This is a genomic window from Streptomyces herbicida (assembly GCF_032656585.1).
GTDB lineage: Bacteria > Actinomycetota > Actinomycetes > Streptomycetales > Streptomycetaceae > Streptomyces > Streptomyces herbicida.
Genome location: NZ_JAUYWJ010000032.1, coordinates 22,428 through 48,020 on the forward strand (window position 1 = coordinate 22,428; position 25,593 = coordinate 48,020).

A 25,593-nucleotide genomic window follows, 5' to 3' on the forward strand; every position below is an offset into this window, starting at 1 on the left:
CCCGGATTATGTCAATGCTAGGATTTATATCAATGGTAAGTGCCCGGGGGAGTAAGACCCGAACCGCCAGCCCTCCGAGGCCCGCACGGCTCAGGAAGGAACCGATTCATGCGGCAACGTAAGCTCGGCAGCCAGGGGCTCGTGGTCTCCGAGCAGGGCCTCGGATGCATGGGCATGACCTTCGCCTACGGCCCGGCCGACGACGCCGAGGCCCTGCGCACCGCCCACCGGGCACTCGAACTCGGCGTGACCCTGCTGGACACCGCCGACTTCTACGGCCCGCACACCAACGAGGAGTTCGTCGGCCGGATCATCGCCGGCCGGCGCGACGACGTCGTCGTCTCCTCCAAGGTCGGCAACGAGGTCTCCCCCGAGGGCACCATCACCGGACAGATCAACGGCCGCCCCGAGTACATCCGGGCCACCGTCGAGGGCACCCTGCGCCGTCTGGGCACCGACCGGCTCGACCTGTACTACCTGCACCGGGTCGACCCCGAGGTGCCCATCGAGGAGAGCATCGGCGCCCTCGCCGAGCTGGTGGCCGCCGGCAAGGTGCGCCACATCGGCATCTCCGAGGCCTCCGCGGCCACCATCCGCCGGGCCCACGCCGTGCACCCGCTCAGCGCCGTACAGACCGAGTACTCGCTGTCCACGCGCGACGTCGAGGTCAACGGCGTGCTGGAGACGGTCCGCGAGCTGGGCATCGGCTTCGTCGGCTACAGCCCGCTCGGGCGTGGCCTGCTGACCGGCCGCATCCGCAGCCTCGACACGCTGGCCGCCCACGACTTCCGCCGCATCGTCCCCCGCTTCCAGGAGGAGAACCTCGCGGCCAACCTCACCGTGGTCGAGCGCCTGGACGCCCTGGCCGCGGACAAGGGCGTCACCACCGGACAGCTAGCCCTCGCCTGGGTGCTCGCCCAGGGCCAGGAGGTCATCGCCATTCCGGGCACCAAGCGCGTCGCCTACCTCGAGGAGAACGTCGCCGCCTCGGACGTCCGCCTGACCGCGGCCGACCTCGCGGCACTGGACGAGATCGCCCCGTACGGCAGCACCGTCGGGGACCGCTACCCCGCCAACTCCATGGCCACGCTCAACCGCTGACGCGGGCCGCGGAAGCGAAGGTGACTGAGGAGCAACCATGGTGAACATAACGATCATCGGCGGCGGGATGGCCGGCCTGACAGCGGCCATCGCCGCCGCCGAGCAGGGCGCCCGGGTCACCGTCCACGAGGCGCACTCCCACCTCGGCGGCCGCGCACGCTCGGCCGAGGGGCCGTACATCACCAACGACGGCCCGCACACCATCATGGACAACGGCGAGGCCTGGCAGTGGCTCATCTCGCGCGGTGTGGCCGGCCGCTATGTGCGCCTGTCCTTCCACGAGTGGACCCGGATGCGCTTTCGCCACCAGGGCCGGCTGCGGATGACGCTGCCGCCCGGCTACATGCGCATGACCCTGCTCAACCGCGACCGGCCGGTCCCCGTCGACCAGTCCTTCCAGGACTGGGCATCGAAGATCTTCCCGCAGCAGACGGTCAACGAGGCCCTCGGCTTCCTCGGCCCGATCGTCTTCCACGGCGACCCGGGCACCTTGTCCGCGGCGTTCGTCTGGGAGCGGCTGCTGCGCGTGGGAACACCGAAGTTCCCGCTGCCCAGCCGGTACTTCATCGGCGGCTGGGGCACGGTCGTCGAGCGCATGGCGCGGGTCGCCCGCCGGCACGGCGTGATCATCGAGACCAACTCCCGCATCACCGAACTGCCCACCGACAAGGGCCCGGTGATCGTGGCGACCTCGCTGGCCGCCGCCCGCGGCCTGCTCGGCGACAGCACGCTCGACTGGCCGAGCGGCACCTCCGCCCTGGTGGACATGGCCGTCACCCACTCCAAGAAGGACGGCAACGTCTCCTTCGACATGGACGAGGGCGGCTTCACCTCCCAGTACTCCGACCACGACCCCTCCCTCGCCCCCGAGGGCGAGGCGCTCTTCCAGGGCGCGATGCCGCTTCGGCCCGGTGAGAACAAGGCCCAGGCCATCGAGCGGCTGGAGGGACTGTTCGACCTGACCACCCCGGGCTGGCGCGACCGCATGCTGTGGCGCCGCGAGGGCGTCTCCCGTGGCCGTACCGGAGCCGTCGACTACCCCGGACACACCTGGCGGGACCGTCCCGCCATCGACCGCGGCGACGGCGTGTACCTGATCGGCGACAGCGTCGCCGCCCCGGGCATCCTCGCCGAGACCTCCATCAACAGCGGCCTCATGGCCGCCGAACTCGCGGTACGGGCGCGGCCGGTGACGGCACCACGCCCCGCCGTCCTCGGCCGGTGACCACTGCGGCCACCCAGCAGATCTCACATCCGACTACTTGTCCCACCCGACCCCGTAAGAGGGGGTGCACCCATGCGAATCACGCTGTCCATGCGCGACACCCCGGACTGGCAGGTCGCCGCCGACCTCGTCCAGGACGTGTTCGCCGCACAGTACGACGCCCGCATCCGGCCCAACCCGGACGCGTTCCTCGCCTACTTCGAGACCGCAGAGGACGACTCGGAGTCCGCCCTCGCCTGCGCGGGACTGTCCTTCCCCGAGCAGGAGGGCATCCTGCTGGAGCGCTACCTGGACGGCCCCGTCGAGCAGATCATCGCCGACGAACTGGGCTCTGAGGTAGCACGTGAGCAGATCCTGCAGATCGGCAACATCGCCTCCGTCCGCGCCAGCGCCGGCGGCGAGATCATCAAGGCCCTGCCCCTGGTCATGGCCTGCCTCGGCCGCCCGTACGCGGTGATGACCATGACCGGCCGGCTGGCCATGCTGATGCAGCACCTCGGCGTGGTCTTCCATCCGCTCGTCGACGCCTCCCGCGACCGCCTCACACCCGAGGAGGCGGCCCAGTGGGGGTCCTACTACGACACCCGGCCGGTCGTCGGCTGGGCCGAGGCGGCCGCACAGAGCAACCTGCTGCTCGCCGCGATCGGCCGCTACTGCTTCGAATCGGTCGACATGCGGTTCGTCGGCAACCGCCCCGAGCAAAAGGTGCTGACCCGTGCAGCCTGACACCGAGACCGTGAGCCTTGCCGCCGGACTGCTCGCGCGGGCCGACAGCGACGACGTCATGGTGCGCGTGCTGTCCGCCGACGGCGGCCCGGCCACCGACTTCAGCTACCGCGACCTCATCGGCGCGGCCCTCGTCCTCGCCGCCCGGCTGAGCGAGTGGGAGCAGGAGCACGGCCGCCCCGCCCGCGTCGGGCTGCTCGCCGAGAACTCGCCCGACTGGGTCGCCGCCGACCTCGCCCTGCTGTTCTCCTCCGCCGTGGAGATCCCGGTCCCCACCGCCTTCGCCGCCGAGCAGGCCGCCTCCCTCTTCGAGACGGCCGACCTGTGCTTCGTCGACGCCGGTGGCGCGCGCGCCCTCGAACGCTGGTCCAAGGACCGCGAGGGCGGGGTGCTGCCCGAGGGCTGCCCGGTGACCGAGGTCGACCTGCCCGCCCTGCGCGCCGCCGCGCCCGCCACCGCACCGAAGTGGCCGGTGCCCGCCGAGGACGCGATCGTCAAGGTCATCCACACCTCCGGCACCACCTCCGCCCCCAAGGGCGTGCAGATCCGCCGGCACGGCCTGGACGCCCTGCTGACCTCGCTGCGCGCCCGCACCGGCACCGCCCTGTTCGAGCGCTATCTGTCGATCGTCCCGCTGAGCCTGCTCATCGAGCAGGTCGCCGGGCTCTACATGCCCTTCCTCGCGGGCGGTTCGGTCACCTTCATGCCGCCCGGCACCGCGCTGGTCGGCACCGCCGCCGACGCCGCGCCCCGCATGCTCGAACTGCTGCGCAGGGCCCGGCCCACCGCCCTGGTCATCCCGCCCACCGTGGCCGGGCTGTTCCTCGCCCTGTGCGACCAGCGGCCCGAGGAGAACGTGACCGAACGGCACCTGCGGATCTTCGGCCACGAGGGCCCGGTCTTCGTCGCCTGCGGCGGCGCCCCGGTGCCCGCCGAGATCCTCCAGCGCCTGCACGACTTCGGCCTCACCGTGCACGAGGGCTACGGGCTGAGCGAGAACTCCTCGGTGGTCTCCTGGAACTTCCCCGGCGAGGTCCGCTTCGGCACCGTCGGCCGCCCCCTGGACCACGTCGAGGTGGAACTGGCCGAGGACGGCGAACTGTTCATCCGCAGCAGCTCGCTGTTCGCCGGCTACACCCGCGAGGACCCCTCCAGCGTCGTCGTCGACGAGCGCGGCTGGCTGCACACCGGCGACCTCGCCGAGATCGACGAGGACGGCTATCTGCGCATCACCGGCCGCAAGAAGAGCCTGGTCATCACCGCCGGCGGGCGCAACGTCTCGCCGGAGTGGGTCGAGGCCCGCTACCGCGAACTGGGCTTCGTCCGCGAGGCGGCGATCGTCGCCGACGGACTCGAGGCGGTGCACGGCCTGTTCGTCGTCGAGGCGGGACTCGACCACGACACCGCCCGCCGCCGGATCGAGGAGTTCGGCCGGGAACGGCTCTCCGACATCGAGCGCGCCGCGGTGATCCGCCTGATGTCCGAGGACGACCCCGACTACGCCCGCTGCTTCACCGTCACCGGCCGCCCGCGTCGGGACGTCATCCGCGCCCATGTGCTCGGCGGCGCCCTGGGTGCGGCCGCCGGTGACACCCGTATCAAGGAGAAGGCATGACCACCGCCTCGAACACCGCCCTGAAGACCAGTACCTACGGCACCGGCAGCGGCCTGCTGGTGGAACCCGCCGAGGGCACCGCCCTGGACGCCATCGACTCCGCGAAGCTGCTCGAACTGCTCAAGGAGGCGGGCTTCCTGCTGCTGCGCGGCTTCGACACCGACATGACGTCGTTCACCGCGCTGGTGCAGAACACCTCCACCTCCACCACCCTCGACCCCGCCCGCGACTTCTACTCCGACGTCGCGCAGAAGGTCGACGCCGGCTTCGACGAGGTGGGCCTGCACACCGAGAACGGCAACAGCCCCTTCCGCTCCCACCTGGCCTGGTTCTTCTGCGAGAAGGCCGCCTCCTCCGGCTCCCAGACCACCGTCTGCGACGGCTACCGCGTCTGGGAGGCCCTGTCCCCGGCCGCGCGCGAGGCGTTCTCCGCGCAGGACATCGTCTACAGCCGGTACGTCTCCGAGCCCCAGTGGCGCGGCATGGCCCACCACCTGATGGGCCGCACCAAGCCCGCAGAGGAGATCCAGATCTCCGAACTGCTCGCCCTGACCGGCACGCTCAAGGGCACCGAGATCGTGCCCGAGGCCGACGGCGGCATCCGCTACTCGTACACCACCCCGGCCGCCGACTCCACCGTCTTCGGCACGCGCCCGTCCTTCGCCAACAGCATCCTCGGCCCCTCCTTCAACTACGAGAAGCCGAAGATCACCTTCGCGGACGGCACCGAGTTCTCCCCGGAGCTGCTCGCCGAGGTCGAGGCCGTCACCGCCGCCCTGACCGAGAACCTCGACTGGCAGCACGGTGACGTCGCCGTCATCGACAACACCCGGGTCATGCACGGCCGCCGTGCCATCACCGACCCCGACCGCACCATCTACAACGCCCTCAGCTACATCGCGGTGCCCGCCGCCTGACGGGGCCCGGCCGGGCCGCCGGACGCGCCCCGGCCGGGCGCGCGTCCGGCGCCGAGGACTCACCGAGCAGATAGGGGGAGCCATGGACACACGAGAGGGAGCCATGGGCACCGAACACCACGCGTCACCCGCCGACAAGCCGGTCGACACCGCCGTGGTCGAGGCCGAGGACCACACCCCGCCGGATCCACGGCGCTGGACCCTGCTCGTCTTCGTCGCGATAGCCCAGTTCATGGTGCTCCTCGACACCACCGTGGTGAACCTCGCCCTGCCCGCCATCCAGTCCGACCTGAAGGCGAGCGCCACCGCCACCGAGTGGGTCCTCACCGGCTACATCCTCTGCTTCGGCGGCCTGATGCTGCTCGGCGGGCGCACCGCCGACCGCTGGGGCAGGCGGCGCACCTTCCTGGTCGGCGCCGTCCTGTTCACGGCCGCCTCCCTGGCGTGCGGACTGGCCGGCGGCACCGCCGTGCTGATCACCGCCCGCGCCCTGCAGGGCTGCGGCGCGGCCTTCCTGTCGCCCGCGGCCATGTCCCTGGTCACCACGTCCTTCCCGAAGGGCCGCGAACGCACCACCGCCCTCGCCGTCTGGGCGGCGCTCGCCGGACTCGGCGGCACCCTCGGCGTCGTCCTCGGCGGTGTGATCACCGACAGCCTCGACTGGCGCTGGATCTTCTACATCAACATCCCCTTCGGCGTCGTCGCGGTCGCCGGAGTGCTGCTGCTCGGCAGCCGCCGCGAGGACCTCACGCCCGGCTCCAGCCCCGACCTGTTCGGCGCGGTCAGCGTGACCGGCGGTCTGGCCGCCCTCGTCTACGCCATCGTCAACATCCAGGACCACGGCTGGCGTTCGGGGCTGTACGTGGTGGGCCCGTTCGCCGGCTCGGTGGTGCTGCTGACCGCGTTCGTCCTCGTCGAACTGCGGGTCGCCGACCCGCTGATGCCGATGCGGCTGTTCGCCACCCGCTCCCTGGTCGCGTCCTCCATCGGCCGCATCCTGACCAGCGGTGTGCAGGCAGCCGTACTCTTCCTGAGCAGCTACTACCTGCAGCGCACCCTCGGCTGGTCCACCCTGAAGTCGGGCTTCGCGTTCCTGCCGCTCGGCATCATCGCCATCGTGATCACCGCCCCGGCCACCCGGGTGATGCACAAGTTCGGCCCCCGCCCCGTCTACATCGCGGGCGCCGTCGGCTCCGTCGCCGGCCTGTTCCTGCTCACCCAGGCCCCGCACGACGGCGACTACGTCACCCAGGTGCTGCCCGCGCTGCTGATCCTCGGCGCGGCCATGCAGTGCTGCACCATCCCGGTCAACGTCGCCGGCGTGTCCGACGTACCGCAGGAACAGCAGGGCATCGCCTCCGGCGTGCTCGTCGCCGCGTTCCAGGTCGGCGCCTCGCTGGGCGTGGCCACCGTCGCCACCAGCGCCCTGACCCGCACCACTTCGGAACTCACCAGCGGCACCGCCCCGGCCGTCGCCTGGCTCGACGGACTGCATCTGGGCTTCTGGATCGCGGCCGGTATCGCGGTGCTCAACCTGATCAACGCCGTCGTCGGTCTGCCCGGCCGGCGTCGCGCCACCAGCACGGCCCGGGCACAGACCACCTGACCCCCCACCCTTACGAGGGAGACCCCCATGGCAAGCCCCGGAGACGTCCTGCGGCTCGGCGAGGACCGGCTCACCTTCCTGAAAACGGCGGCCGAGACCAACGGCGCCTACGTCGAGGTGGCCGTGGAGTACTCCCCGGCCAGCATCAAGCCGCCCCAGCACTACCACCCCAGGCAGACCGAGCGGATGCAGGTGGAGCGCGGGCATCTGCACCTGCTGCTCGAGGGCAAGCTGCACGAGTACGGCCCCGGCGACGAGTTCTACATCCCGCCGGGCGCCGTGCACTCCATCTACAACCCCGGCCCGGAGCGGGCCCGGATCACCTGGCGCACCACGCCCGCCTACAAGACGGAGAAGGTCTTCGAGACCCTGTGGGGCCTGACCAACGAGGGTCGGCTCAAGCCCGACGGTACCCCCAGGCTCCAGATGCCGTTGCTCGCCCTCGGTTTCCGTGACGAGTACCGCGTCGTCACCGGTCGGCCGTTCCTGGTCGACATGGCGCTGTGCACCGCGCTGGCGCCGCTGTCGGTGGCCATGGGCTACCGCCCGACCTACCGTCCGCCGCAGGAGCGGGCCGGGCAGCCGCAGACGGCCTGATGGCCTGAGTCGGGTCGCTCGGCCGGTTCAGGTCGCTCGGCCGGTTTTCGAGTTCCGTGCGAGGGCCGGCCTAGGCGTGCGTCCTAGCGTCGGCCCCAACGGATTCACCGCGACGCGTGGAGGAACGGGAACATGGCCAGCGACAACGGATTCACTCTCCCGGGCGCGGATCTCCCCGCGCCCGACGCCGACCTGCGCGCCCGGCGCGAGGCGGTGGTCATCGCCCACACGATCGCCGAGACCCAGTGGGACATCGACGGCGTCTTCGCCACGTTCCCGCGCGGCCCCGTCTACCGCATCCAGGCCTTCGAGGAGGAATCCTTCGTCGGCCCCGAGGCCATCCGCAAGGGCTACTTCGACGGCATGCAGGCGGCTTTCCCGAACCTGGAGCACGACGTGCTCCACCTGCACCACACCCCCACCGCGATCATCCTCGAGGCCTGGGCCCGCGGCAAGCAGGAAGCCGACTGGCGGGACATACCCAACCGCGGCAAGTCCATCGACGCGCCGATCCTGGTCATCTTCCACTTCGACGGTGACGTGCTGGTCGACGAGACGCTCTACTTCGACATCGACACCTTCAAGCGCCAGCTCGCCTGATCCCGGGCCGCGGCATCGCGGGGCCCCGGCCGGCCACGGCCCGGGGCCCCGCGGCGCACCACGAGGGGGTCGAGCGGTCGCCGACCGAGACTCAAGGGGAAGTCGAGTGCCCGTCCGTAGCGTCGTCCGCGCCGGCCGGCCGTGTGCCCGGTCCGCGCTGTCGTACGTCGGACAAGTCTCCGCGACGAGCATCTCGCACTGACCGCCTCCAGAAAGGATGCTCGAATGAGCACCGTCAACCCCCCATCTACGGGCGGAGGAACGAAGGGGCTGGTCTTCTGGGCCATCCTCACCACCGGCCTCGCCTCCTTCATGGCGGGCCTGGACAACCTAGTGATCATCACGGCGCTGCCCACCATCCGGGAGAAGCTCGGCGGCAGCCTCGCGGACCTGGAATGGACGGTCAACGCCTACACGCTGTCCTTCGCGGTCCTGATGATGTTCGGTGCCGCACTCGGTGACCGGTTCGGCCGGCGCAAGGTCTTCTGCCTCGGTCTGCTGCTGTTCACGGGTGCCTCCGCGGCGGCGGCGCTGGCGCCGGGGGTCGGCGAACTCATCGCCGCCCGGGCCGTCCAGGGCGCGGGCGCGGCCATCGTGATGCCGCTGTCGGTCACCTTGCTGACCGTCGCCGTCCCGCCCGAGAAGCGCGGTTCGGCCCTCGGTATCTGGGGCGCCATCAACGGCCTGTCGATCGCCGCGGGTCCGCTGGTCGGCGGTGTCGTCGTCGAGCACCTGTCCTGGCAGTGGATCTTCTGGCTGAACGTGCCGCTCGGTCTGCTCCTGGCTCCGCTGTCCTGGCGCAAGCTCGCCGAGAGCAGCATCGCCGACTCCCGCCTCGACGCGGTCGGCACGGTCCTGTCCGGCGTCGGCCTGTTCGGCATCGTCCTCGGCCTGATCAAGGGTCACGGGGACGGTTGGACCTCGCCGATGGTGCTCACCGGGCTGGTCGGCGGCGCCGCCGTGCTGGGCCTGTTCGTGCTGTGGGAGAACCGCACCGACAAGCCCATGGTCCCCATGCGGCTGTTCCGCGGCCGCGCGTTCACCGGCATCAACCTGGCCGGTGTGCTGATGTCGGTCGGCATGTTCGGCGCCATCTTCCTGATGACCCAGTTCTTCCAGCTCATCCAGGGCTACACCGCGATGCAGGCGGGCGTCCGGCTGCTCGCCTGGACCGCGATGCCAATGGTCGTCGCGCCGATCGCCGGAATGGTCTCCGACCGGATCGGCGGCAAGCCGGTGGTCGCCGTCGGCCTCGCCATGATGACGGCCGGCATGGCCTACTGGGCGCTCGTCATGGACCCGGACGTCTCCTACGTCAAGCAGCTGCCGGCCCTGATGATCTGCGGCGCGGGCATGGCCATGTTCTACGCCCCGCTGATGAACCTCACCATGGGCTCGGTGGCCGAGCACGAGCAGGGCATCGCCTCCGGTGTCACGGCCGCCACCCGTGAGGTCGGCGCGGCGCTCGGCGTCGCCCTCCTGGCCTCCATCTTCAGCGCCAACGGCGGCTTCGCCTCCCCGCAGAACTTCGTCGACGGCCTGGTCCCGGCGATGTGGGTGGGCGCCGCCGCGGTGGGCCTCGGCACCCTGTTCATGCTGATCGTGCCGGGCCGCCATGCCCAGGACGCGACCCAGTCCGCGCCGGTGGCGAAGTCGTCCCCGGCCACCGCGGACGAGAAGTCCGCACCCGCCCCGGCCCGCTGACCCCCGGGCGCGGCGCCGGCTCCCCGCTCCGGGGCACCGGGCCCCGGCAACCCGACCACGCCCGCGGGGGGTCCGGCGCCGCGCCCGGGCGTTCGACCAGCTCGACCCCGTTGTCCGAACATGCCGATTGTCCGAACACGCCGAGAGACGAACCGAGGAAACCGAGGAAGCGGAGCATGGCAATCGAAGAAATGAAGGTCAAAGACGCCTTCAGGATCACGCCGTCGCACATCCCGGACAACCGCGGCCACTTCTTCGAGGCGTGGCGACTGAGCGAGCTGAGCGAGGCCAGCGGCCAGACGTTCGCCGTCCGGCAGGTCAACTACTCGGTCTCGCACCGCAACACACTGCGCGGCATCCACGGCACCACCCTGCCGCCGGGCCAGGCCAAGCTCGTGACCTGCGTGCGCGGGGCCGCCCTGGACGTGGTGGTCGACCTGCGGGTCGGCTCGCCCACCTTCGGCATGTTCGACACCACGCTGCAGGAGGCCGGTTCGGGCATCGGCGTCTACCTCGCCGACGGTCTCGGCCACGCCTTCCTCGCGCTGACCGACGACACCTGCATGAACTACCTGTGCTCCGAGGAGTACGTGCACGGCACGATGGTCGACATCCAGGCCCTGGACCCCGCGATCGGCATTCCCTGGGACACCTCCGAGCCGTTCGTCCGCTCGGAGAAGGACGCCGCCGCACCGACCCTCGCCGAGGCCGTCGCCGCCGGTCTGCTGCCGACGTACGAGGAGGCGAAGGCGTCGTACCGGACGCCGGTGCTGTCATGACGGCCATCGCGGTCCTCGGCTCGGGCACCGTCGGCAGCGGCCTGGCCCTGGGCCTCGCCCGCGCCGGCCACACGGTGCTGATCGGCTCCAGCCACCCGGACCGCGCACCGGAGGGGGAACTGGCGCAGGCAGGCGTACGGCTGAAGACGCACGCGTCGGCCGCCGAGTCGTCCGAGGTCGTCTTCAACGCCACCCCCGGCGAACTGTCCCTCGACCTCCTGCGCCCCCTGGAGCCGCAGCTGCGCGACCGCGTCCTGGTGGACGTCTCCAACGCGTACGTACGCGGCCCCGACGGACTGCCCGCCGCGCCCGTCTACGCGGAGTCCAGCCTGGCGGAGGAACTCCAGAAGGCGCTGCCGCGGACCCGGGTGGTCAAGGCCCTCAACTCGATGGACAGCCGGGTGATGACCAACCCCTCCATCCTGTCGATGCCGCCCACCGCGTGCGTCTCCGGCGACGACCCCGGGGCCAAGGAGGCCGTCGTCGGCCTGCTGCGCGACCTGGGCTGGAAGGACGACTGGATCCTCGACCTGGGCGGCCTCTACAGCGCCCGCACCCAGGAGTGGCTGATCCTGTTCCTGGGCCCCTTCGTCATCCGCTACGGCCTGATCCCCTTCAGCCTCGGCATAGCCCGCTGAGCCCGCGCGGCGGCTGAGGCACATCCTGCCGGCGCCGCGCCCCCGGGCGTGCCCTTCAGTCCCCCGGCCCGCCCCACCGCGCCCCCGGTCCGCGCCGGGGGCGCGGTCGTGTGTTGAACGACGTAGCTGCCCGCGACGTATCAGTCGCAGTGGGTGGCGTCATATCACCCGGAACGCCGCAAGGGGTGGCTACGTGCCGTGCACACGGCGCCGAGAGAAAGGGCCGAACGATCTCACTACAATCGAACCATCCCGTCAGCACCGACATCGACCTGGCCGTCCGGGCGCGGCCAGGGGACGGGACGGACGAAGTGCACGATCGCAGCCATGTGCAGGGCCTCGACGGACTCCGCGGCCTGGCCGCACTGTACGTGCTGCTGTTCCACTGCTGGCTGCTCACCTTTCCGGGCTTCCCCCAGAACTCGGGTCCCTCCTGGCTCGGCTGGCTGATGTACGGGCGTCTCGCCGTCGTCTTCTTCCTGGTGCTGTCCGGGTTCTCCCTGGCCATCTCGCCGGCCCGCCGCGGCTGGCAGCTGGGCGGCACCGCACGGTTCCTGCGCAGACGGGCCTGGCGGATCCTGCCGCCGTACTGGGCGGCACTCGCGCTCAGCCTGGCGGTCGCCTGGTTCGTCGTGCCCGCCTCGCACTTCGGACCGCCGACCGGCAGGACGCTCCTGGTGTACGGCCTCGTCCTCCAGGACATGTTCACGGCCCCGACGCCGAACGGCGCCTTCTGGTCGATAGGCGTGGAGGCGGAGCTCTACCTCTGCTTCCCGCTGCTCCTCCTCATCAGGCGCCGCCTGGGCGCGGTGGTCCTGCTCGCGGGCGTGACACTCCTGGTGGTCGCGCACGGCCTGGCGGCGGCGAACGGAACGCCGGTGGAGGGCATGAACCGGCTGACCCCGGATCTCGCTCCGGTGTTCGTCGCCGGCCTGGTCGGCGCGGGAATCGTCGCCGCGCCCGAGCGGGTACGGAGCCTGCCGTGGCACTGGCTCGCCGCGCTGACCGCCGCGCCGGCCCTGGCGCTTGTCGTCGTCAAGGGATCGATCTGGACGGTGGACCACTACTTCTGGGTGGACCTCGCCGTCGTACCCGCCATGACGATGCTCCTGGCCGCGGTGGCCACCGGCAGGCCCGCCCTCCTCACCCGGCTCCTCGCCACGCGTCCCGTGCGCAGTCTCGGCAACTTCTCCTACAGCCTCTACCTCATCCATCTCCCGATCGTCATGCTCGTCATTCGAAAGGTAGCCCCGCACTTCGTCTCCGCCGGCCTGCCGACGTTCTTCTTCACCCTGCTCCTGGCCGTGCCCGCCTCGGTGCTGGGGGCGTGGCTGTTCGCGGAGCTCTTCGAGATGCCGTTCAAACGGAACCGGTCGTGGAAGGCGATGCGGGCCACGCTTTCCCATCGGACGCGCAGGGCGCCGGTGCCGGCGGGCTGGGATCTTGACGGTGTTCATGCGGACGGGCCGTCGACGAAGAGAGGGCCGGGCTTCCCCTCGCGTACGGGATGACAGTTCGTCGCGGGGACCGGATGGATTGGCACCTTCACGCGCCACCTGGCCGACCGGTTCCACAGGTCAGGCGGTCGCCCGGCGGCGAGATCAAATGGGATATGGATGCGAGGTCCGCCGGCGACTACGGCTAGCGTCTGCCTGTCTTTGCACATGGACCAGGGGAGTTAGTCATGGCTGCGTTGACGAAGCGATGGATATCGGCAAATACGGTGCTAGTTGCTGGGGCGCTCGTCGTGTCCGGCTGTTCGGCCGCAGAGGGGAACCGCTCATCGGCGTCTCAGACGACGGCAAGACCTTCAAGAACCTCTAGACCCCCGCTGACGGCTGAGCAGCTGAAGGCTCTCGCCTTGAAGGCCAATGAGGTGCCTCGGGCTCACAGCGTGCCGATACAGGACCCTGTTCCGAAGAGCGAGCAGCGAACCTTCCCGCCGGTTTCCGACGCCTCGTGCCAGACGGCTCTCGACGTGCTCGACGCCAAAACCGCGTCCGCTGTCGTGACCCAGATCTTCAACTGGAAGGACGACATCTGGGGTGGCGGCTCCACACTCGCTTCGTACGAGGGCGCGAAGGCGCAGGGGGCGTTTCGCCGACTTCAGGACTCACTCAAGACCTGCCGGTCCTACACCGGGGTTGGGTGGACCGGAAGGTTCAGTGTCAGGATCACCGTGGACAAGGCCCCCGACGTGGGTGACGAAGCCCTGAGTTTTCACCAGCTTTCGCAGTTGCCGGACGGAGGTGGACTGCGGGATGAGCACCATGTCTTCGTCCGAGTCGGCAACACCACGGCCGACTTCGAAAAGCTGAACGTGCGCGGGAAGGCGAAGTTCCCTCTCGCCCTCGTCGAGAAGCAGGTCGACCGGTTGGGCAGCGCCCAGCACGGCTGACCGACTGCACGCCGCCACCTGTGTGCCGCGGTGTGGCGGATGCCGGTTACTCTGCCGCGATGGCCAAGAAGACGGAGTCGGAGCTGGTCATTGACCTGCGGGGCCGGTCGATGGAGACGCTCGATGACTTCTGGGACGCTGTCGCCGAGCCCTGCGGACTGCCAGAGTGGTTCGGACGGAATACAGAAGCCTGGCGGGACACCATCCAGACACGAGGCATCTCTGAGGTCATCGACAGCTACGACGTCCTGGTCGTCCACGTGGACAAGCAGGGAGTCTTCGCTTCGCGGAACCGGGAGGCCCAGGCGCTGCGAAGTGCGTTCGCTGGTCGGCAGTCGCGACTGGTTGTGCACGAGTCGTCCTGATCACGGCTGCGGTCTGGGCTCCCAACACAGCCGACACGAGTGAGATGGATGCTCTCCTTGAATTGCCCGGGCGCTACGACCGCGGGTTCGTGAACCTCGAGGTCTCGGACGGAACCCGCAGGGGACCCCCGTCCTCCTGAAGCGCGGCCGCCCCGGACCGGGCAGGGTCCGGGGCGGCATGCGGGACCGGGACCCGCCCGGTCAGTTCACAGCGCCGCCCGCTCCTTCAGCGGCTCCCACCACGACCGGTTCTCGCGGTACCACGTGAACGTCTCCGCCAGGCCCTCGGTGAAGTCCTTGCGGGGGCGGTAGCCCAGTTCTGTGGAGATCTTGGTGCAGTCCACCGAGTAGCGCAGGTCGTGGCCGAGGCGGTCGGGGACGTGTTCGACGCTGTCCCAGGTGGCGCCGGCCAGGTCCAGGAGGAGCTGGGTGAGTTCCTTGTTGCTCAGCTCCGTGCCGCCGCCGATGTTGTAGACCTCGCCCGCGCGGCCGCCGGTGCGGACCAGTTCCAGGCCCTGGACGTGGTCGTCGATGTGCAGCCAGTCGCGGACGTTCAGGCCCTCTCCGTACAGCGGCACGCGCAAGCCGTCGAGGAGGTTGGTGACGAACAGCGGGATGACCTTCTCCGGGAAGTGGTGGTGGCCGTAGTTGTTGGAGCAGCGGGTCACCCGGACGTCCAGGCCGAAGGTGCGGTGGTACGACAGCGCCAGCAGGTCCGAGGAGGCCTTGGACGCGGCGTAGGGGGAGTTGGGCTTGAGGGGGTCCGTCTCCGGCCAGGAGCCCTCCGCCAGTGAGCCGTACACCTCGTCCGTGGACACGTGCAGGAAGCGGGCGGGGGCCCCGGGGCGGCGCAGGGCCGCGTCCAGCAGGGTCTGGGTGCCCAGCACATTGGTGAGGACGAACTCGGCCGCTCCCAGGATGGAGCGGTCCACGTGGGACTCCGCCGCGAAGTGCACGATCTGGTCGTGCCCGGCGACGAGTTCGGCGACCAGGTCGCGGTCGCAGATGTCGCCCTGCACGAAACGGAAGCCGGTGTGGCCGCGGACCGGGTCGAGGTTGGCCGGGTTGCCGGCGTAGGTCAGCTTGTCGAGCACGGTGACGGAGACGTCGCCCGGCCCGTCGGGGCCGAGAAGCGTGCGGACGTAGTGCGAGCCGATGAAGCCGGCGCCGCCGGTGACGAGGATGCGTGTGGTGGTCGTCATGACGATATCTGCACCTTGCTGTGGTCGCCGAGGATGAGCCGGTGCGCGGCGGGCACCCGCGGAGCGGGCGTCACCTCCACGTTGCGTCCGATGATCGACGCCTCCACACGGCGGGCGCCGCGCACCGAGGAGTGGTCGAGCACGATCGAGAACTCGATCTCGCTGTCAGTGATTTCGCAGTCGCCGGCGATCGAGGTGAACGGGCCGATGTAGGAGGAGGTGACCACCGTGCCCGGACCGATCACGGCCGGGCCGACGATGCGAGACGCCGTCACCGTCGCGGTCTCGTCGATCTGCACCCGCCCGATGATCTCGCTGGCCTCGTCGACGCTGCCGGCCAGGCGCGGCTCCGCACGCTCCAGCACCGTCCGGTTGACCTCGAGCATGTCGGTGACGTTCCCGGTGTCCTTCCAGTACCCGGAGATCGTCGTCGAGCGGACGTCGCGTCCGTCGTCGATCAGCCACTGCAGCGCGTGGGTGATCTCCAGCTCGCCGCGCCAGGACGGCTCGATCGCGCGTACGGCCTCGTGCACGGCCGGGGTGAAGAGATAGACGCCGACCAGCGCCAGGTCGCTCTTCGGCGACTCGGGCTTCTCCTCCAGGTTGACCACGCGTCCGTCGGCCCCGAGTTCGGCCACGCCGAACTGCCGCGGGTCGGAGACCTGGGTCAGCAGGATCTGGGCGTCGGGACGGTCCGCGCGGAAGGCGTCGACCAGGGAGGAGATGCCGCCCACGATGAAGTTGTCACCGAGGTACATCACGAAGTCGTCCTCGCCCAGGAACTCCCGGGCGATCAGCACGGCATGGGCCAGGCCCAGCGGCGCCTCCTGCGGGATGTAGGTGACGGAGACACCGAACTTGGAGCCGTCGCCGACGGCCTCCCTGATCTCGTCGGCCGTGTCCCCGACGACGATCCCGACCTCCGTGACACCGGCGTCCGCGATCGCCTCCAGACCGTAGAACAGCACGGGTTTGTTGGCCACGGGCACCAGTTGCTTGGCCGATGTGTGGGTGAGGGGGCGCAGGCGGGTTCCGGCCCCGCCGGAGAGTACGAGAGCCTTCATGGCCTCGAGGCTAGGAGCGGGCACTTGAGCGGGGGTGGGGGATCGGCCGGGCCCACAGGAACCCTCCAGGGGGGCTCGAGAGGGAGTGCGGATCCTCGGTGCAGTTCCGTCGGGAGTTCCGTCAGGAATTCGGCAGGAGTTCCGTCAGGAATTCCGTGAGGCGAGCCCGAGAGAGGCAATACACCCATGGCAGACAACCACCGCGCACTCATCCAGGCCTTCGTCGACATGATCAACAGTCATGATGTGAGCACGATGAGCGAGCACACCGCGCCCGGGCACATCGACCACAACCCGGTCGTCGCCGACGGCATCGAGGCCAACGCGGCCTTCTTCCAGCAGATCTTCGACGCGTTCCCGGACGTCCACGTCGTCGCCCACGACGTGATCGTCGACGGTGACCGGATCGCGGGCCGGTTCGAGTACTCCGGCACCCACCGGGGCACCTTCTTCGGCGTCGAGGGCACGGGCCGCACGCTGAGCTTCCAGTCCATCGACATCTGGCGCGTGGAGGACGGGCTGCTGGCCGAGCACTGGGACCAGCTGGACATGGCCGGCATGTTCCACCAGCTCGGCGTCGACTTCTACGCCCTGCAGGGCGCCTGAGCGCACCTGGGCCGGTACACCTGCGGCCCGGCGCCACGACGGGATGATCCCTGTCGTCGCGCCGGGCCGCTTTCCCTGTGGCCGCGCTCCGTCAGCGGCCGGCCGCCCGCTCGACCTCCTCCACGAGCCGGGCGTGGTCCAGGATCGCCTCCGCGTGCGGGGCGAAGTCCTCGCCGTGCAGGACGGCACGGGCGAAGACACCGGCGATATTGGTGAAGTGGTGGTCCTTCTCCAGGGCCAGCTCGCTCACTTCACCGTCGCGCTCCACCTTGAGTACGGGGGTGAAGTCGTCCGGGGTGCTGAAGGCCCGCTCCAGCCGCAGCCGCCCCCGGCTGCCCCACAGCCGGTACCCGCTGAGGTAGGCGTGCTCGACGCCGTAGGCCAGCTGCGCCGCGGCGCCGGACGGCGACACCAGCAGCGCGCTGCCCGCGGGGCTCGGCCCGTAGGCACTGACCGGGCGTTCCTGGGCCCCGGCCACCCGGAGCCCGGGGCCCAGGAAGAGTTGGGCGGCGCGGATCGGATAGGCGGCCACCTCCGGCAGGGTGCTGGCCCGCCGGGGCGTGCCGCCGGGCTCCTGGGCCGGCCGCAGGGGGATGCCGAACTCCGAGGAGAACAGCTGGACTTCGCCGATCAGCCCGTCCGCGACGAGCTCCCGTACCCGGGCGTGCTGGGAGTGGTGGAGGAACATGAAGCCCTCCATCAGCAGCAGTCCGCGTTCCTTGGCGAAGGCCACCGCCTTCTCGGCGTCGGCCCGGCTGGTGGCGAACGGCTTCTCGCACAGCACGTGCTTGCCGGCCGCCAGCGCCCGCAGGGTCCACTCCACATGCATCTCGGGCGGCAGCGGGATGTACACCGCGTCCACGTCGTCGCGCTCCAGCAGCCGCTCGTAGCCCTCGACGGGCGTGCCGCCGAAGCGGTCGGTGAACTGCCGGGCCTTTTCCGAGGTGCGGCTGGCCACCGCGGTCACCTCGACCAGCGGCTGCCGTTCCAGCGAGGGGAGCATGCGCCGCCGGGCGATGTCCGCGCAGCCCAGCACGCCCAGGCGCAAGGGTCGTACGGCCGTGGCGCTCACCGGGCGAACACCCCGCCCAGCGACCAGACCGCGCGCAGCCCGGTCAGCAGCGTCCGGGCCTCGATGTTCAGGTAGTTGCTGTGCCGCACCAGCGCGCTCAGCTGCTCGGCCGTCACCCACACGAACTCCTCGGGTACGTCCACCGGGAACTCGTCCCCGACCTCCATGAGGACGTAGCGGTTGCCCGCGTGGTGGAAGCGTCCGCCCTCCTCGGACTGCACGGTGTCGTACAGCAGCTCGTCAGGGGTCGCGCGCAGGACGACGTCCAGGTACCGCGGCCGCAGCTCGGGCGGCAGGGTCAGCGCCCGGCCCGGCTGGCACTGCACGGTCGGGCCGAGCTCGGCCACGTCCAGCACGCCCGCCTCGGACCTGGCCTGCGCCAGCAGATGCGGCACCCCGCAGATACGGCGGATCAGGAAGGCGGACAGGCCCTGTTCGGCGGGGGCCAGCAGGGGCTGGGTCCAGCTCTTCACCTCGCGGTTGGCGGCCGCCACCGACGCGGCGATGACGGTGAAGTGGTGGCCCGTCTCGTGCTCGATGCCCTCGTCGGTGCGCCGCCAGCGCTCCACCCGGTTCAGCGGCAGGGTGCGCTGCACCAGCTCGCGCCGGGCCTTGACCTCGGTCAGCCGGCTCAGCACCTGCTCGGTCGGGTGCAGCGGCAGCCCGCTCTCGCCGAAGGCCGGGATCAGCGACAGCACCGTACGGGCGTCCATGTTGACGACGTTCGACTCGTGCAGCAGCTGGTGGATCTGGCCCAGGGTCAGCCAGACGAAGTCCTCGTGCTCGGGGACGTCCCCGACGGCCTCCACCACGATGTTCCGGTTGCGCTTGCGCAGGAACCAGGAGCCCTGCTCGGACTGGAGCGAGTCGTACAGCACCCGCGACTGCATGCGCGGCGGCTTGAAGTAGTCGATGTAGCGGACCGCGGCGCCCTTGTGCACCCCGGTGTAGTTGCTCCGGGTGGCCTGCACGGTGGGGGAGAGCTGCACCGTGTCGACGTTGCCGGGCTCCATCTTGGCCTGCATCAGACAGTGCAGGATGCCGTCGAACTCCTTGACCACGATGCCCAGGATGCCGATCTCGGGCTGGTTGATGATCGGCTGCTCCCACGACGCCTCGTGCCCGTTCCACTCGGTGCGCACGCTCAGGCCCTCGACCGAGAAGAACCGCCCGCTGTCGTGCACCAGGTTCCCGGTGGCGTCCTCGAAGTGCCAGCCGACGAGCTCGGAGAACGGGATACGGCGCACGTCGTAGCGGTTGGTGCGGCGCTGGGCGGAGAACCACTCGTGGAACACCTCGTTGGGCGTCACCGCGCTGTCGAGGGCCTGCGCGGACAGCATGAACCGCTGCACATGACTCCTCGAGACACCCGGAGGCGCAACTGCCTGGGTGGTGATGGTCATCAAGGGGCTCCTTCGGCTTGTCGCGCGCACCCTGGGGCGGGCGGCCGCACCACGACGATGGGGCGGCGCGATCGGCTGTGCCTGGAGAGCACCTCGACCTGCCCCAGAGAGCCGCTCGATCCGCCGAGCGACTTCCGACCGGCCTTCAAATGACCTGCTGTCAGCGGTAATTGTCGCCGACAGGAAATCTGTCAGCACTAGACAACCGGTGTGCGCGTCCCTACGCTGAGGCGGTATGAGAATCCTCTTTGCCGGCGCCGGTAACTTCGGCCACGTCTACCCCCTCCTGCCGTTGGCGAAGGCCGCCCGGGCTGCGGGCCACGAGGTCTCCTTCGCCACGGGTGAGCAGTTGCACCCCGCCGTGGTGACGGCCGGCCTCGAGCCGGTGGCCGCGGGCCGGTCGGTGCCCGAGGCGTTCATGGAAGCAGTGAAATCTCGAGCCGACCTCGCGGGAGCGGGCGAACTCGGGGCCCAGGACGTGCCGCCGGAGGTGCTGGCGGACCTGCATGTGCAGGTGTTCGGCTCCGTGCTGCCGCGCTGGGTGGCGGCCGACCTCGCCACCGCCCTGGAGCGGCTGCGGCCCGACCTCGTCGTCTACGAGGCGCTGAACCCCGGTGCCGCCTTCGCCGCCGCCCTCGCGGGCGTGCCCGCCGTCGCGCACGGCGTGGGCGTGATGGCGCAGGGCCCGGAGGAGGAGCGCATCGGCCAGGAGCTGCTCGCCACCGCCGGCGACCTCGGCGTGGACGTGCCCTTCGGCCAGCTGCTGGCCCTGTCCCGCAGCTACATCGACATCGTCCCGCCGTCCATCCAGGACCCCGGCTTCCTGGCCGCGCCGCTGCCCCGCATCGAACAGCGCACGGTCGCCTACTCCGAGCCGGGCGAACTGCCCGAGCGGATCCGCGAGTCGGGCAGGCCGTTCGTCTACCTCACCCTGGGCACCGCGCTCGGCTCGCCCGAGGTGCTGCGCACGGTCCTGCAGGGGCTGCTGCCGCTGGACGTGCCGGTGCTGGTCGCGGCCGGACCCGTCGTGCCGGTCGAGGAACTGGGCGAGCTGCCCGAACGTGTGGTGGCCGTGCCGTGGGTGGCACAGCCGGAGGCGCTCAAGCACGCGTCGGTGGTCGTGCAGCACGGCGGCGCCGGCACCACCCTTGCCACGCTCGCGGCCGGACTGCCGCAGCTGGTCCTGCCGCAGGGCGCCGACGGCCCGGCCAACGGGAAGGCAGTCGCCGCCGCGGGCGCGGGCGAGGTCGTCCTCGCCGCGGACCAGTCGCCCGAGGCGGTCACCGAGGCCACCCGTCGCCTGCTGGCCGAGGAGGGCTACCGGGTGTCCGCCCGCAAGGTCGCCGCGGAGATCGCGGCGATGCCCGACCCGGCCGAGAACGTCGCCAGGCTCGTCGAACTGGCCGGCTGAACCCGCCGGGACCGGCCCGCACCGGTCCCGGCCACCGTCCGGTCCCCTCGGGCCGCCGGGGGACCAACGGCCCCGGTGCGCGCGCCGATTCCCCCGCGGCGTGCGCACCGGCGTCGCCCTGCTTCTGCCCGGCGCGGCGCCAGGAGCTGCGAAAACCTCCTTGCGCCTGCGCGATGAGTGACCACAATCGGGGCGTGCAGATCCTGTCGTTCCCCGAAGAAGCCACTCCCTCCGAGCTGCGCGTGCAGGTGCGCGAGATCCAGGAGCAGGCGTGGCCGTCCGAGCCCGGGGCGGTCGCTCCGCCCGACGCACCGGCCCACGATCCCGCGCTGCGGCCGCTGTCGATGCTGCTCGTGGACGACGGGAGGGTGGTGGCCGCGCTGGACATCCTGTCCAAGGAGATCGTCCACGCGGGCGGGCGCTATGCCGCCGGAGGGCTGAGCACCGTGGTGACGCGGAGCGAGACCCGGGGCCGCGGACACGGCCGCCGTCTGGTGGCGGCGGCCCGGGAGACGATGCTCGAGCGGAAGCTGGATCTCGGCCTGTTCACGTGCGACAGCCCGCTGCGGGCGTTCTACGAGAGCGCGGGCTGGGCGGTCCTCCCCGGAGCGGTGCTGATCGGCGGGACGCCCCAGTTCCCCTTCCCCAGCGACCGTCCCGGCTTCGACAAGGTGACCATGGCCGGCTTCTTCTCACCCGAGGCCCGCCGGGCGGAGGCGCTGTTCCGCGACAGCCGTGTCGAGCTGTATCCCGGGGAGATCGACAAGCTCTGGTGAGGTCCGCCGGGACGCCGGGAGCTCAGGTGTCCGGCGCCGCGACCAGTCGCGTTTTGCTCGCGGGGCGCGTGTATCGAGTCCCAGCGACTGAGGCAGACCCCAGGGTATGTGTACGGCCCCTGCCCCGGCTGTCCGGCGGGATCCAGGGAATCAGTGTCGGACACCCTCTTTGTGTAGCCGCATGCTCGGACGGGACGGAATAATCGTTCCCATGGCCGCACCATCCCCGTCCAGCCCGTCGTCCACTGCCGAGCTGCTGCACGCGCGCTACGCAGGCCGACTCCCGCGCGCGATCGACGAGCTCACCGGGCCTACATACGGCCAGGTCGCGCTGCCGCTCCACATCGCCTGGTCGGGCATGCGCACCTACGACCTGGACCGGCCCCGGCAGCGCATGAGCCTGTACCGCGTTGTCCTGGCCGAGGGACAGAGAGACGATCTCGTGGCCTTCCTCGATGCCGACCTGCTGCTCGAGCAATGGCCTGTGCTGCGCACGCTCGTCAGCCGCCACATCCGGACCGTGTGGGAAGAGGCCTTTCCCGAGCTCGCCGACCGGGTGTCCGCGGCAGCGTGAACCTCAGCTCCCTCCACCGCCGGCTCCTTGCCGACGTCATGTCGATCGGCAGCCCCTACCCGCTGGTGATCACAGGCGGCTACGCCGTCCAGGCACACGGGCTCGTCGACCGGCTCAGTCAGGACATCGATGTCGCGACGGAGAACCCGGCCTCGATGGACACCATCGCCCAGGACCTGCACCAGGGCCTTGCGGACCGTGGCTGGCAGGTGAACATCATCAGCGTCGACCCTCTGTCCGCGCGCCTGGTGGCGACGAGCCCCGACACGGGTGAGAGCTGCGAGGTCGACATCCTGAAGGAAAACTTCTGGACCGCTCCTCAGCCCACCGAACACGGTCCGGTCCTCGCCATCGACGACGTCATCGGTACCAAGGTCCGGGCTCTGGCCGATCGCGGCGCGGCCAGAGACCTCATCGACGTCCACGCCGCGGCCGATACCCGAACCCTCCGAGATCTCGAGAGGCTCGGCGAGCGACATGGCCGCGGGGAATTCCGCCTCCAGGACCTGCGCGAGCGCCTCAGCGGCGCCGGCGACTGGACGACACGGGCGCGGACGATTACGACGACTGACGTGAGCCCGGCTCACGGGGCTGCCGCGGGTGAGTTGCAACTTGGCCCGGTGGGCGAGAAGCAGGGACGCGGCGCGAGACCCGGGGCCGCGGACACGGCCGCCGTCTGGTGGCGGTGGCCCGGGAGACGATGCTCGAGCGGAAGCTGGATCTCGGCCTGTTCACGTGCGACAGCCCGCTGCGGGCGTTCTACGCGAGCGCGGCATGGGCGGTCCTCCTCGGAGCGGTGCTGATCGGCGGGACGCCCGAGTCCCCGTTCCCCAGCGACCGTCCCGGCTTCGGCAAGGTGACCATGGCCGGCTTACGCTCGCGTCCATTCGGGATGTGCATCCTTCCGGCACTCTCACTGGGGGAGCTGCCGTGTAACCGCCGTCCCGCAGTCCCTGGCCCCCGGTTCCCTCAATGCCTGGTGGGTGGATGTGCGGAGCGTGAATCGCTCCATGGAGAGTCTCAAGATCTGGCCGTCGGCCGTGCAATAAAGAACGAAGGAGCGGCCGCTTTTTCCCAGGAATGTCAGCCCCCGTGTCGGGATGGTCACGGGACTGGACGCAACAGACACGATTTCTGCGACTGGCTGCGCTCGCACATCGAAGAACAAGAGTCCTAGGCGCAGGCCCGTGACGGGTTGGCCTGCCGCGCCACGCTTGCCGGCCGCCTCCATGAAGTTCTCGCCGATGAGCCCGGCACAGATCAAGATTGCGAAGATCGCGGCCAGCGCGGTGAGGTAAGCAGGGACTGGCAGCTGATCGATCTTGCAGTCCCTCCCATGCTTTCTCTTGAAGATCCGTTTCCAGATCCAAAGAACCACGCAAATGCCGACAGTCAGTGCGACGGCAACGGTAATGATGAAGCCCCATGAACGCGTCAAAGTGTCCGAATATGACAGTTCAACATCCGTCGAAGTGATACCGAATTCTGTGTAGAACTCGTCATACATCGCTGCAAGGAGGCCAAAGAAACACAGGCCCGCGATTGCGCCGACGGCGGACCAGTGGCGCAGGGCCACCCCTGCGCTCAGGGTGCTGTCCGACGAACGGCGTCCGTGTTCAGGCCCACCACCCTGTGCGGGATCATGACTGTCTGTCATGTTTGCGGCGCTACCCGCAGTCGGCCTCGTCCTCCCGCTTCGGTCTGCGTGGTCACCCGCGTGGCTGAGCAGCACCGCGTTCCGCCGCGAAGACGACCACCAGCCGGGGCACATCTCCGCCGCAGACGACACTTGAGTCTCCGTCCTCGTCGACCGACTGGCCGCCCGCGACGGAGAGGCCCCGCCCATCCGCCACGGGGGAAGCGGACGGACGGGGCTGCTTGAGGGACCGTCAGGTCGTGTACCTCGGGGCAGGATGATCCGGCGGAATTCAGGCCGCTCGATCGCCCGCGCAACGAGCTGCTCGGCAGCCCAGAAGGGCGTTCGTTCCCTGATGGCGAAGGTCAGGTGGATGCTGTCCGCGGTGCTGTCCCGGGCGTGCGGGTTGTGCACCCAGCCTCGCGGCAGCACGAGTGTCTGCCCGGCTGCGAGGTCGATCGTCAGGTCCGGTCCGGCGCTCTCCCACATCGGGATGAAGTGGTCCTGCCAGATTCGCCACGACTCCTGGTACTCGCGCATGGGAGCGTCGTACACCGGCTTCCACAGCTGCCACGTCTTGGCGCCCGCGACCTCCACGATGACTGCCATCTGCTGATCCCAGTGGTGCAGTAGTCCTTGTTCACCGGCGGGGGTGAGGAAGGCGTGCACGTAGTTGCTGTATCTGGTCTCTTTCTGGATGGCCTGGCAGACGCGGGTGAACGTGGGGATGACGCGTTGCAGGTTTCCCAGGCGGATGGTGTAGCCGGCGATGTAGAGACGGCGGAGCTTGGCCGGGTCGAGGCGCCCGTTCGTCTTGAAGGCGCCCGGGTTGAGCGCAGGGCCGGCCCTCACGGCGGCGACCTCGCAGGCGGGCACGCACCCGGTGTCGATCCACTCGTCCAGCTGGCCGGCGGCGACGTGGTCGATCTCCGTGGTGCCACGCTCGTAGACGCGCGGCGCGTCGGGCCAGTCGGCCAGCAGATCAGCTACCCCATCCGGGGGCAACAGCAGACTGAGCGACATCGGAGCTCCTCATCGATGAGGCTTTCAGCGGGCACGGAGTTGCCGGGTGGAAGAGGTTCGGGCAGCACACGACGGCAGCCGAGAAGAGGCTGCGCGACTCGGTGTAGTGGACCCAGGTGACGTCGACTCCGCGGGGGAGGACGTCGTAGACGTAGGCGACTTTGACGTCCAACTCGGCGTAGGCCTGCAAGCCGTCGGGCCGCTCGAAGGGAAGGTTGCTGGTGTAGTGCCCCCGAAGCCACTCCACGGCGTCGGTGACGTGCGTCCAGGTGCGGGAGGCTTCGGCCTGCCCGCGCTTCATCAGCCAGTGACCGGTCATCAGAGGCGGCAGGTTGCCGCTTGCGAACTCGCCGGCGGCCTCGCGGTAGCGGCCGGCGTGGTCGCTGTCGGGCCCCGGCTGCACGGGGTGAGGTGGGCGTTTGCTGCCCTCTTTCGCGTAGTGCTCCGGCGGGCCGATCCAAGGGCCGAAGCCGTGCCAGTGACCGCCCCAGTTCTGGCTGGTCAGTCTTGGTTGTTCGGGTGCGGTGGTGGTCATGCATGTCCTTCCCTGACAGG

General features: G+C 70.1%; 24 protein-coding genes and 1 pseudogene. 19 read left to right on the forward strand and 6 right to left on the reverse strand.

All coding sequences use genetic code 11. From position 1 onward, the window contains the following. Nucleotides 1-108 precede the first annotated feature (108 nt). The 14 genes from Q8A52_RS42980 to Q8A52_RS43045 all read left to right on the forward strand — a co-directional run bounded on the left by Q8A52_RS42980 (nt 109) and on the right by Q8A52_RS43045 (nt 14,271). Nucleotides 109-1,101: an aldo/keto reductase gene (locus Q8A52_RS42980; RefSeq protein WP_316762644.1), complete on the forward strand. Its 993-nt coding sequence runs from the start codon at nt 109-111 to the stop codon at nt 1,099-1,101. Nucleotides 1,102-1,138: 37 nt separating this feature from the next. Then, on the forward strand, nt 1,139-2,326 hold the full coding sequence (locus Q8A52_RS42985) for an FAD-dependent oxidoreductase (RefSeq protein ID WP_316762647.1): 1,188 nt from the start codon (nt 1,139-1,141) through the stop codon (nt 2,324-2,326). 72 nt (nt 2,327-2,398) lie between these two features. Further along, the gene (locus Q8A52_RS42990; protein WP_316762649.1) at nt 2,399-3,052 is read left to right on the forward strand and encodes a thermostable hemolysin; all 654 of its coding nucleotides are present in this window, start codon (nt 2,399-2,401) and stop codon (nt 3,050-3,052) included. Continuing rightward, complete coding sequence (locus tag Q8A52_RS42995; protein ID WP_316762650.1) at nt 3,042-4,667, forward strand: AMP-binding protein; 1,626 nt, start codon at nt 3,042-3,044, stop codon at nt 4,665-4,667. The genes Q8A52_RS42990 and Q8A52_RS42995 overlap by 11 nt, the downstream gene beginning before the upstream one ends. Continuing rightward, nucleotides 4,664-5,584: a TauD/TfdA family dioxygenase gene (locus tag Q8A52_RS43000; RefSeq protein ID WP_316762654.1), complete on the forward strand. Its 921-nt coding sequence runs from the start codon at nt 4,664-4,666 to the stop codon at nt 5,582-5,584. Before Q8A52_RS42995 ends, Q8A52_RS43000 begins: the two co-directional genes overlap by 4 nt. 82 nt (nt 5,585-5,666) lie before the next feature. Then, nucleotides 5,667-7,190 carry an MFS transporter gene (locus Q8A52_RS43005; protein WP_316762656.1) on the forward strand — a complete coding sequence of 508 codons (1,524 nt, stop codon included), beginning with the start codon at nt 5,667-5,669 and terminating at the stop codon, nt 7,188-7,190. Nucleotides 7,191-7,217: 27 nt separating this feature from the next. Beyond that, on the forward strand, nt 7,218-7,787 hold the full coding sequence (locus Q8A52_RS43010; RefSeq protein ID WP_316762659.1) for a cupin domain-containing protein: 570 nt from the start codon (nt 7,218-7,220) through the stop codon (nt 7,785-7,787). Nucleotides 7,788-7,919: 132 nt separating this feature from the next. After that, the gene (locus Q8A52_RS43015) at nt 7,920-8,387 is read left to right on the forward strand and encodes an ester cyclase (RefSeq protein WP_316762661.1); all 468 of its coding nucleotides are present in this window, start codon (nt 7,920-7,922) and stop codon (nt 8,385-8,387) included. Nucleotides 8,388-8,612: 225 nt separating this feature from the next. Then, a complete protein-coding gene (locus Q8A52_RS43020) occupies nt 8,613-10,091 on the forward strand; it encodes an MFS transporter (protein WP_316762663.1) in 1,479 nt (492 codons plus the stop codon). 176 nt (nt 10,092-10,267) lie between these two features. Next, nucleotides 10,268-10,870 carry a dTDP-4-dehydrorhamnose 3,5-epimerase family protein gene (locus Q8A52_RS43025; RefSeq protein WP_316762666.1) on the forward strand — a complete coding sequence of 201 codons (603 nt, stop codon included), beginning with the start codon at nt 10,268-10,270 and terminating at the stop codon, nt 10,868-10,870. Continuing rightward, on the forward strand, nt 10,867-11,508 hold the full coding sequence (locus Q8A52_RS43030) for an NADPH-dependent F420 reductase (RefSeq protein ID WP_316762670.1): 642 nt from the start codon (nt 10,867-10,869) through the stop codon (nt 11,506-11,508). The genes Q8A52_RS43025 and Q8A52_RS43030 overlap by 4 nt, the downstream gene beginning before the upstream one ends. A gap of 311 nt (nt 11,509-11,819) precedes the next feature. Beyond that, nucleotides 11,820-13,019 carry an acyltransferase family protein gene (locus Q8A52_RS43035; RefSeq protein ID WP_316762673.1) on the forward strand — a complete coding sequence of 400 codons (1,200 nt, stop codon included), beginning with the start codon at nt 11,820-11,822 and terminating at the stop codon, nt 13,017-13,019. A 350-nt stretch (nt 13,020-13,369) separates the two neighbouring features. After that, nucleotides 13,370-13,906 (forward strand): hypothetical protein, encoded by a 537-nt coding sequence (locus Q8A52_RS43040; RefSeq protein WP_316762676.1) that lies wholly within the window; start codon nt 13,370-13,372, stop codon nt 13,904-13,906. Between the two features lie 59 nt (nt 13,907-13,965). After that, nucleotides 13,966-14,271, forward strand: coding sequence for a barstar family protein (locus tag Q8A52_RS43045; protein ID WP_316762679.1), 306 nt, complete (start codon nt 13,966-13,968; stop codon nt 14,269-14,271). Between the two features lie 206 nt (nt 14,272-14,477). On the opposite strand, the gene rfbB is transcribed toward Q8A52_RS43045, so the two are convergent. Together rfbB and Q8A52_RS43055 are read right to left on the reverse strand one after the other, a co-directional pair. Then, nucleotides 14,478-15,473: a dTDP-glucose 4,6-dehydratase gene (rfbB, locus tag Q8A52_RS43050; RefSeq protein ID WP_316762682.1), complete on the reverse strand. Its 996-nt coding sequence runs from the start codon at nt 15,471-15,473 to the stop codon at nt 14,478-14,480. Next, nucleotides 15,470-16,537, reverse strand: coding sequence for a glucose-1-phosphate thymidylyltransferase (locus Q8A52_RS43055; RefSeq protein WP_316762685.1), 1,068 nt, complete (start codon nt 16,535-16,537; stop codon nt 15,470-15,472). Before Q8A52_RS43055 ends, rfbB begins: the two co-directional genes overlap by 4 nt. Nucleotides 16,538-16,723: 186 nt before the next feature. On the opposite strand from Q8A52_RS43055, the gene Q8A52_RS43060 reads away from it, so the two are divergent. After that, nucleotides 16,724-17,143 (forward strand): ester cyclase, encoded by a 420-nt coding sequence (locus Q8A52_RS43060; RefSeq protein WP_316762688.1) that lies wholly within the window; start codon nt 16,724-16,726, stop codon nt 17,141-17,143. A gap of 91 nt (nt 17,144-17,234) precedes the next feature. Here Q8A52_RS43060 and Q8A52_RS43065 read toward each other — a convergent pair whose 3' ends face one another. Together Q8A52_RS43065 and Q8A52_RS43070 are read right to left on the reverse strand one after the other, a co-directional pair. Beyond that, entirely contained in the window at nt 17,235-18,215 is a 981-nt protein-coding gene (locus Q8A52_RS43065; RefSeq protein ID WP_316762691.1) for a Gfo/Idh/MocA family protein, read from the reverse strand. Further along, nucleotides 18,212-19,618 carry an NDP-hexose 2,3-dehydratase family protein gene (locus tag Q8A52_RS43070; protein ID WP_316762693.1) on the reverse strand — a complete coding sequence of 469 codons (1,407 nt, stop codon included), beginning with the start codon at nt 19,616-19,618 and terminating at the stop codon, nt 18,212-18,214. Before Q8A52_RS43070 ends, Q8A52_RS43065 begins: the two co-directional genes overlap by 4 nt. A gap of 235 nt (nt 19,619-19,853) precedes the next feature. Between Q8A52_RS43070 and Q8A52_RS43075 the strand changes: the two genes are divergently transcribed. From Q8A52_RS43075 to Q8A52_RS43090, 4 genes and pseudogenes are all read left to right on the forward strand, one after another. Next, the gene (locus Q8A52_RS43075; RefSeq protein WP_316762694.1) at nt 19,854-21,029 is read left to right on the forward strand and encodes a glycosyltransferase; all 1,176 of its coding nucleotides are present in this window, start codon (nt 19,854-19,856) and stop codon (nt 21,027-21,029) included. Between the two features lie 194 nt (nt 21,030-21,223). Further along, the gene (locus tag Q8A52_RS43080; RefSeq protein ID WP_316762697.1) at nt 21,224-21,805 is read left to right on the forward strand and encodes a GNAT family N-acetyltransferase; all 582 of its coding nucleotides are present in this window, start codon (nt 21,224-21,226) and stop codon (nt 21,803-21,805) included. Nucleotides 21,806-22,016: 211 nt separating this feature from the next. After that, nucleotides 22,017-22,379, forward strand: a complete 363-nt coding sequence (locus Q8A52_RS43085; protein ID WP_316762699.1) for a hypothetical protein — start codon at nt 22,017-22,019, stop codon at nt 22,377-22,379. Next, nucleotides 22,376-22,918 (forward strand): annotated as a pseudogene (locus Q8A52_RS43090) (nucleotidyl transferase AbiEii/AbiGii toxin family protein); the annotation flags it as partial. The gene Q8A52_RS43085 and the pseudogene Q8A52_RS43090, both read left to right, overlap by 4 nt. 374 nt (nt 22,919-23,292) lie before the next feature. Here Q8A52_RS43090 and Q8A52_RS43095 read toward each other — a convergent pair. Beyond that, a complete protein-coding gene (locus tag Q8A52_RS43095; RefSeq protein WP_316762702.1) occupies nt 23,293-25,038 on the reverse strand; it encodes a JmjC domain-containing protein in 1,746 nt (581 codons plus the stop codon). Then, a complete protein-coding gene (locus Q8A52_RS43100; protein ID WP_316762705.1) occupies nt 24,998-25,573 on the reverse strand; it encodes a hypothetical protein in 576 nt (191 codons plus the stop codon). The genes Q8A52_RS43095 and Q8A52_RS43100 overlap by 41 nt, the downstream gene beginning before the upstream one ends. Nucleotides 25,574-25,593: the final 20 nt, after the last annotated feature.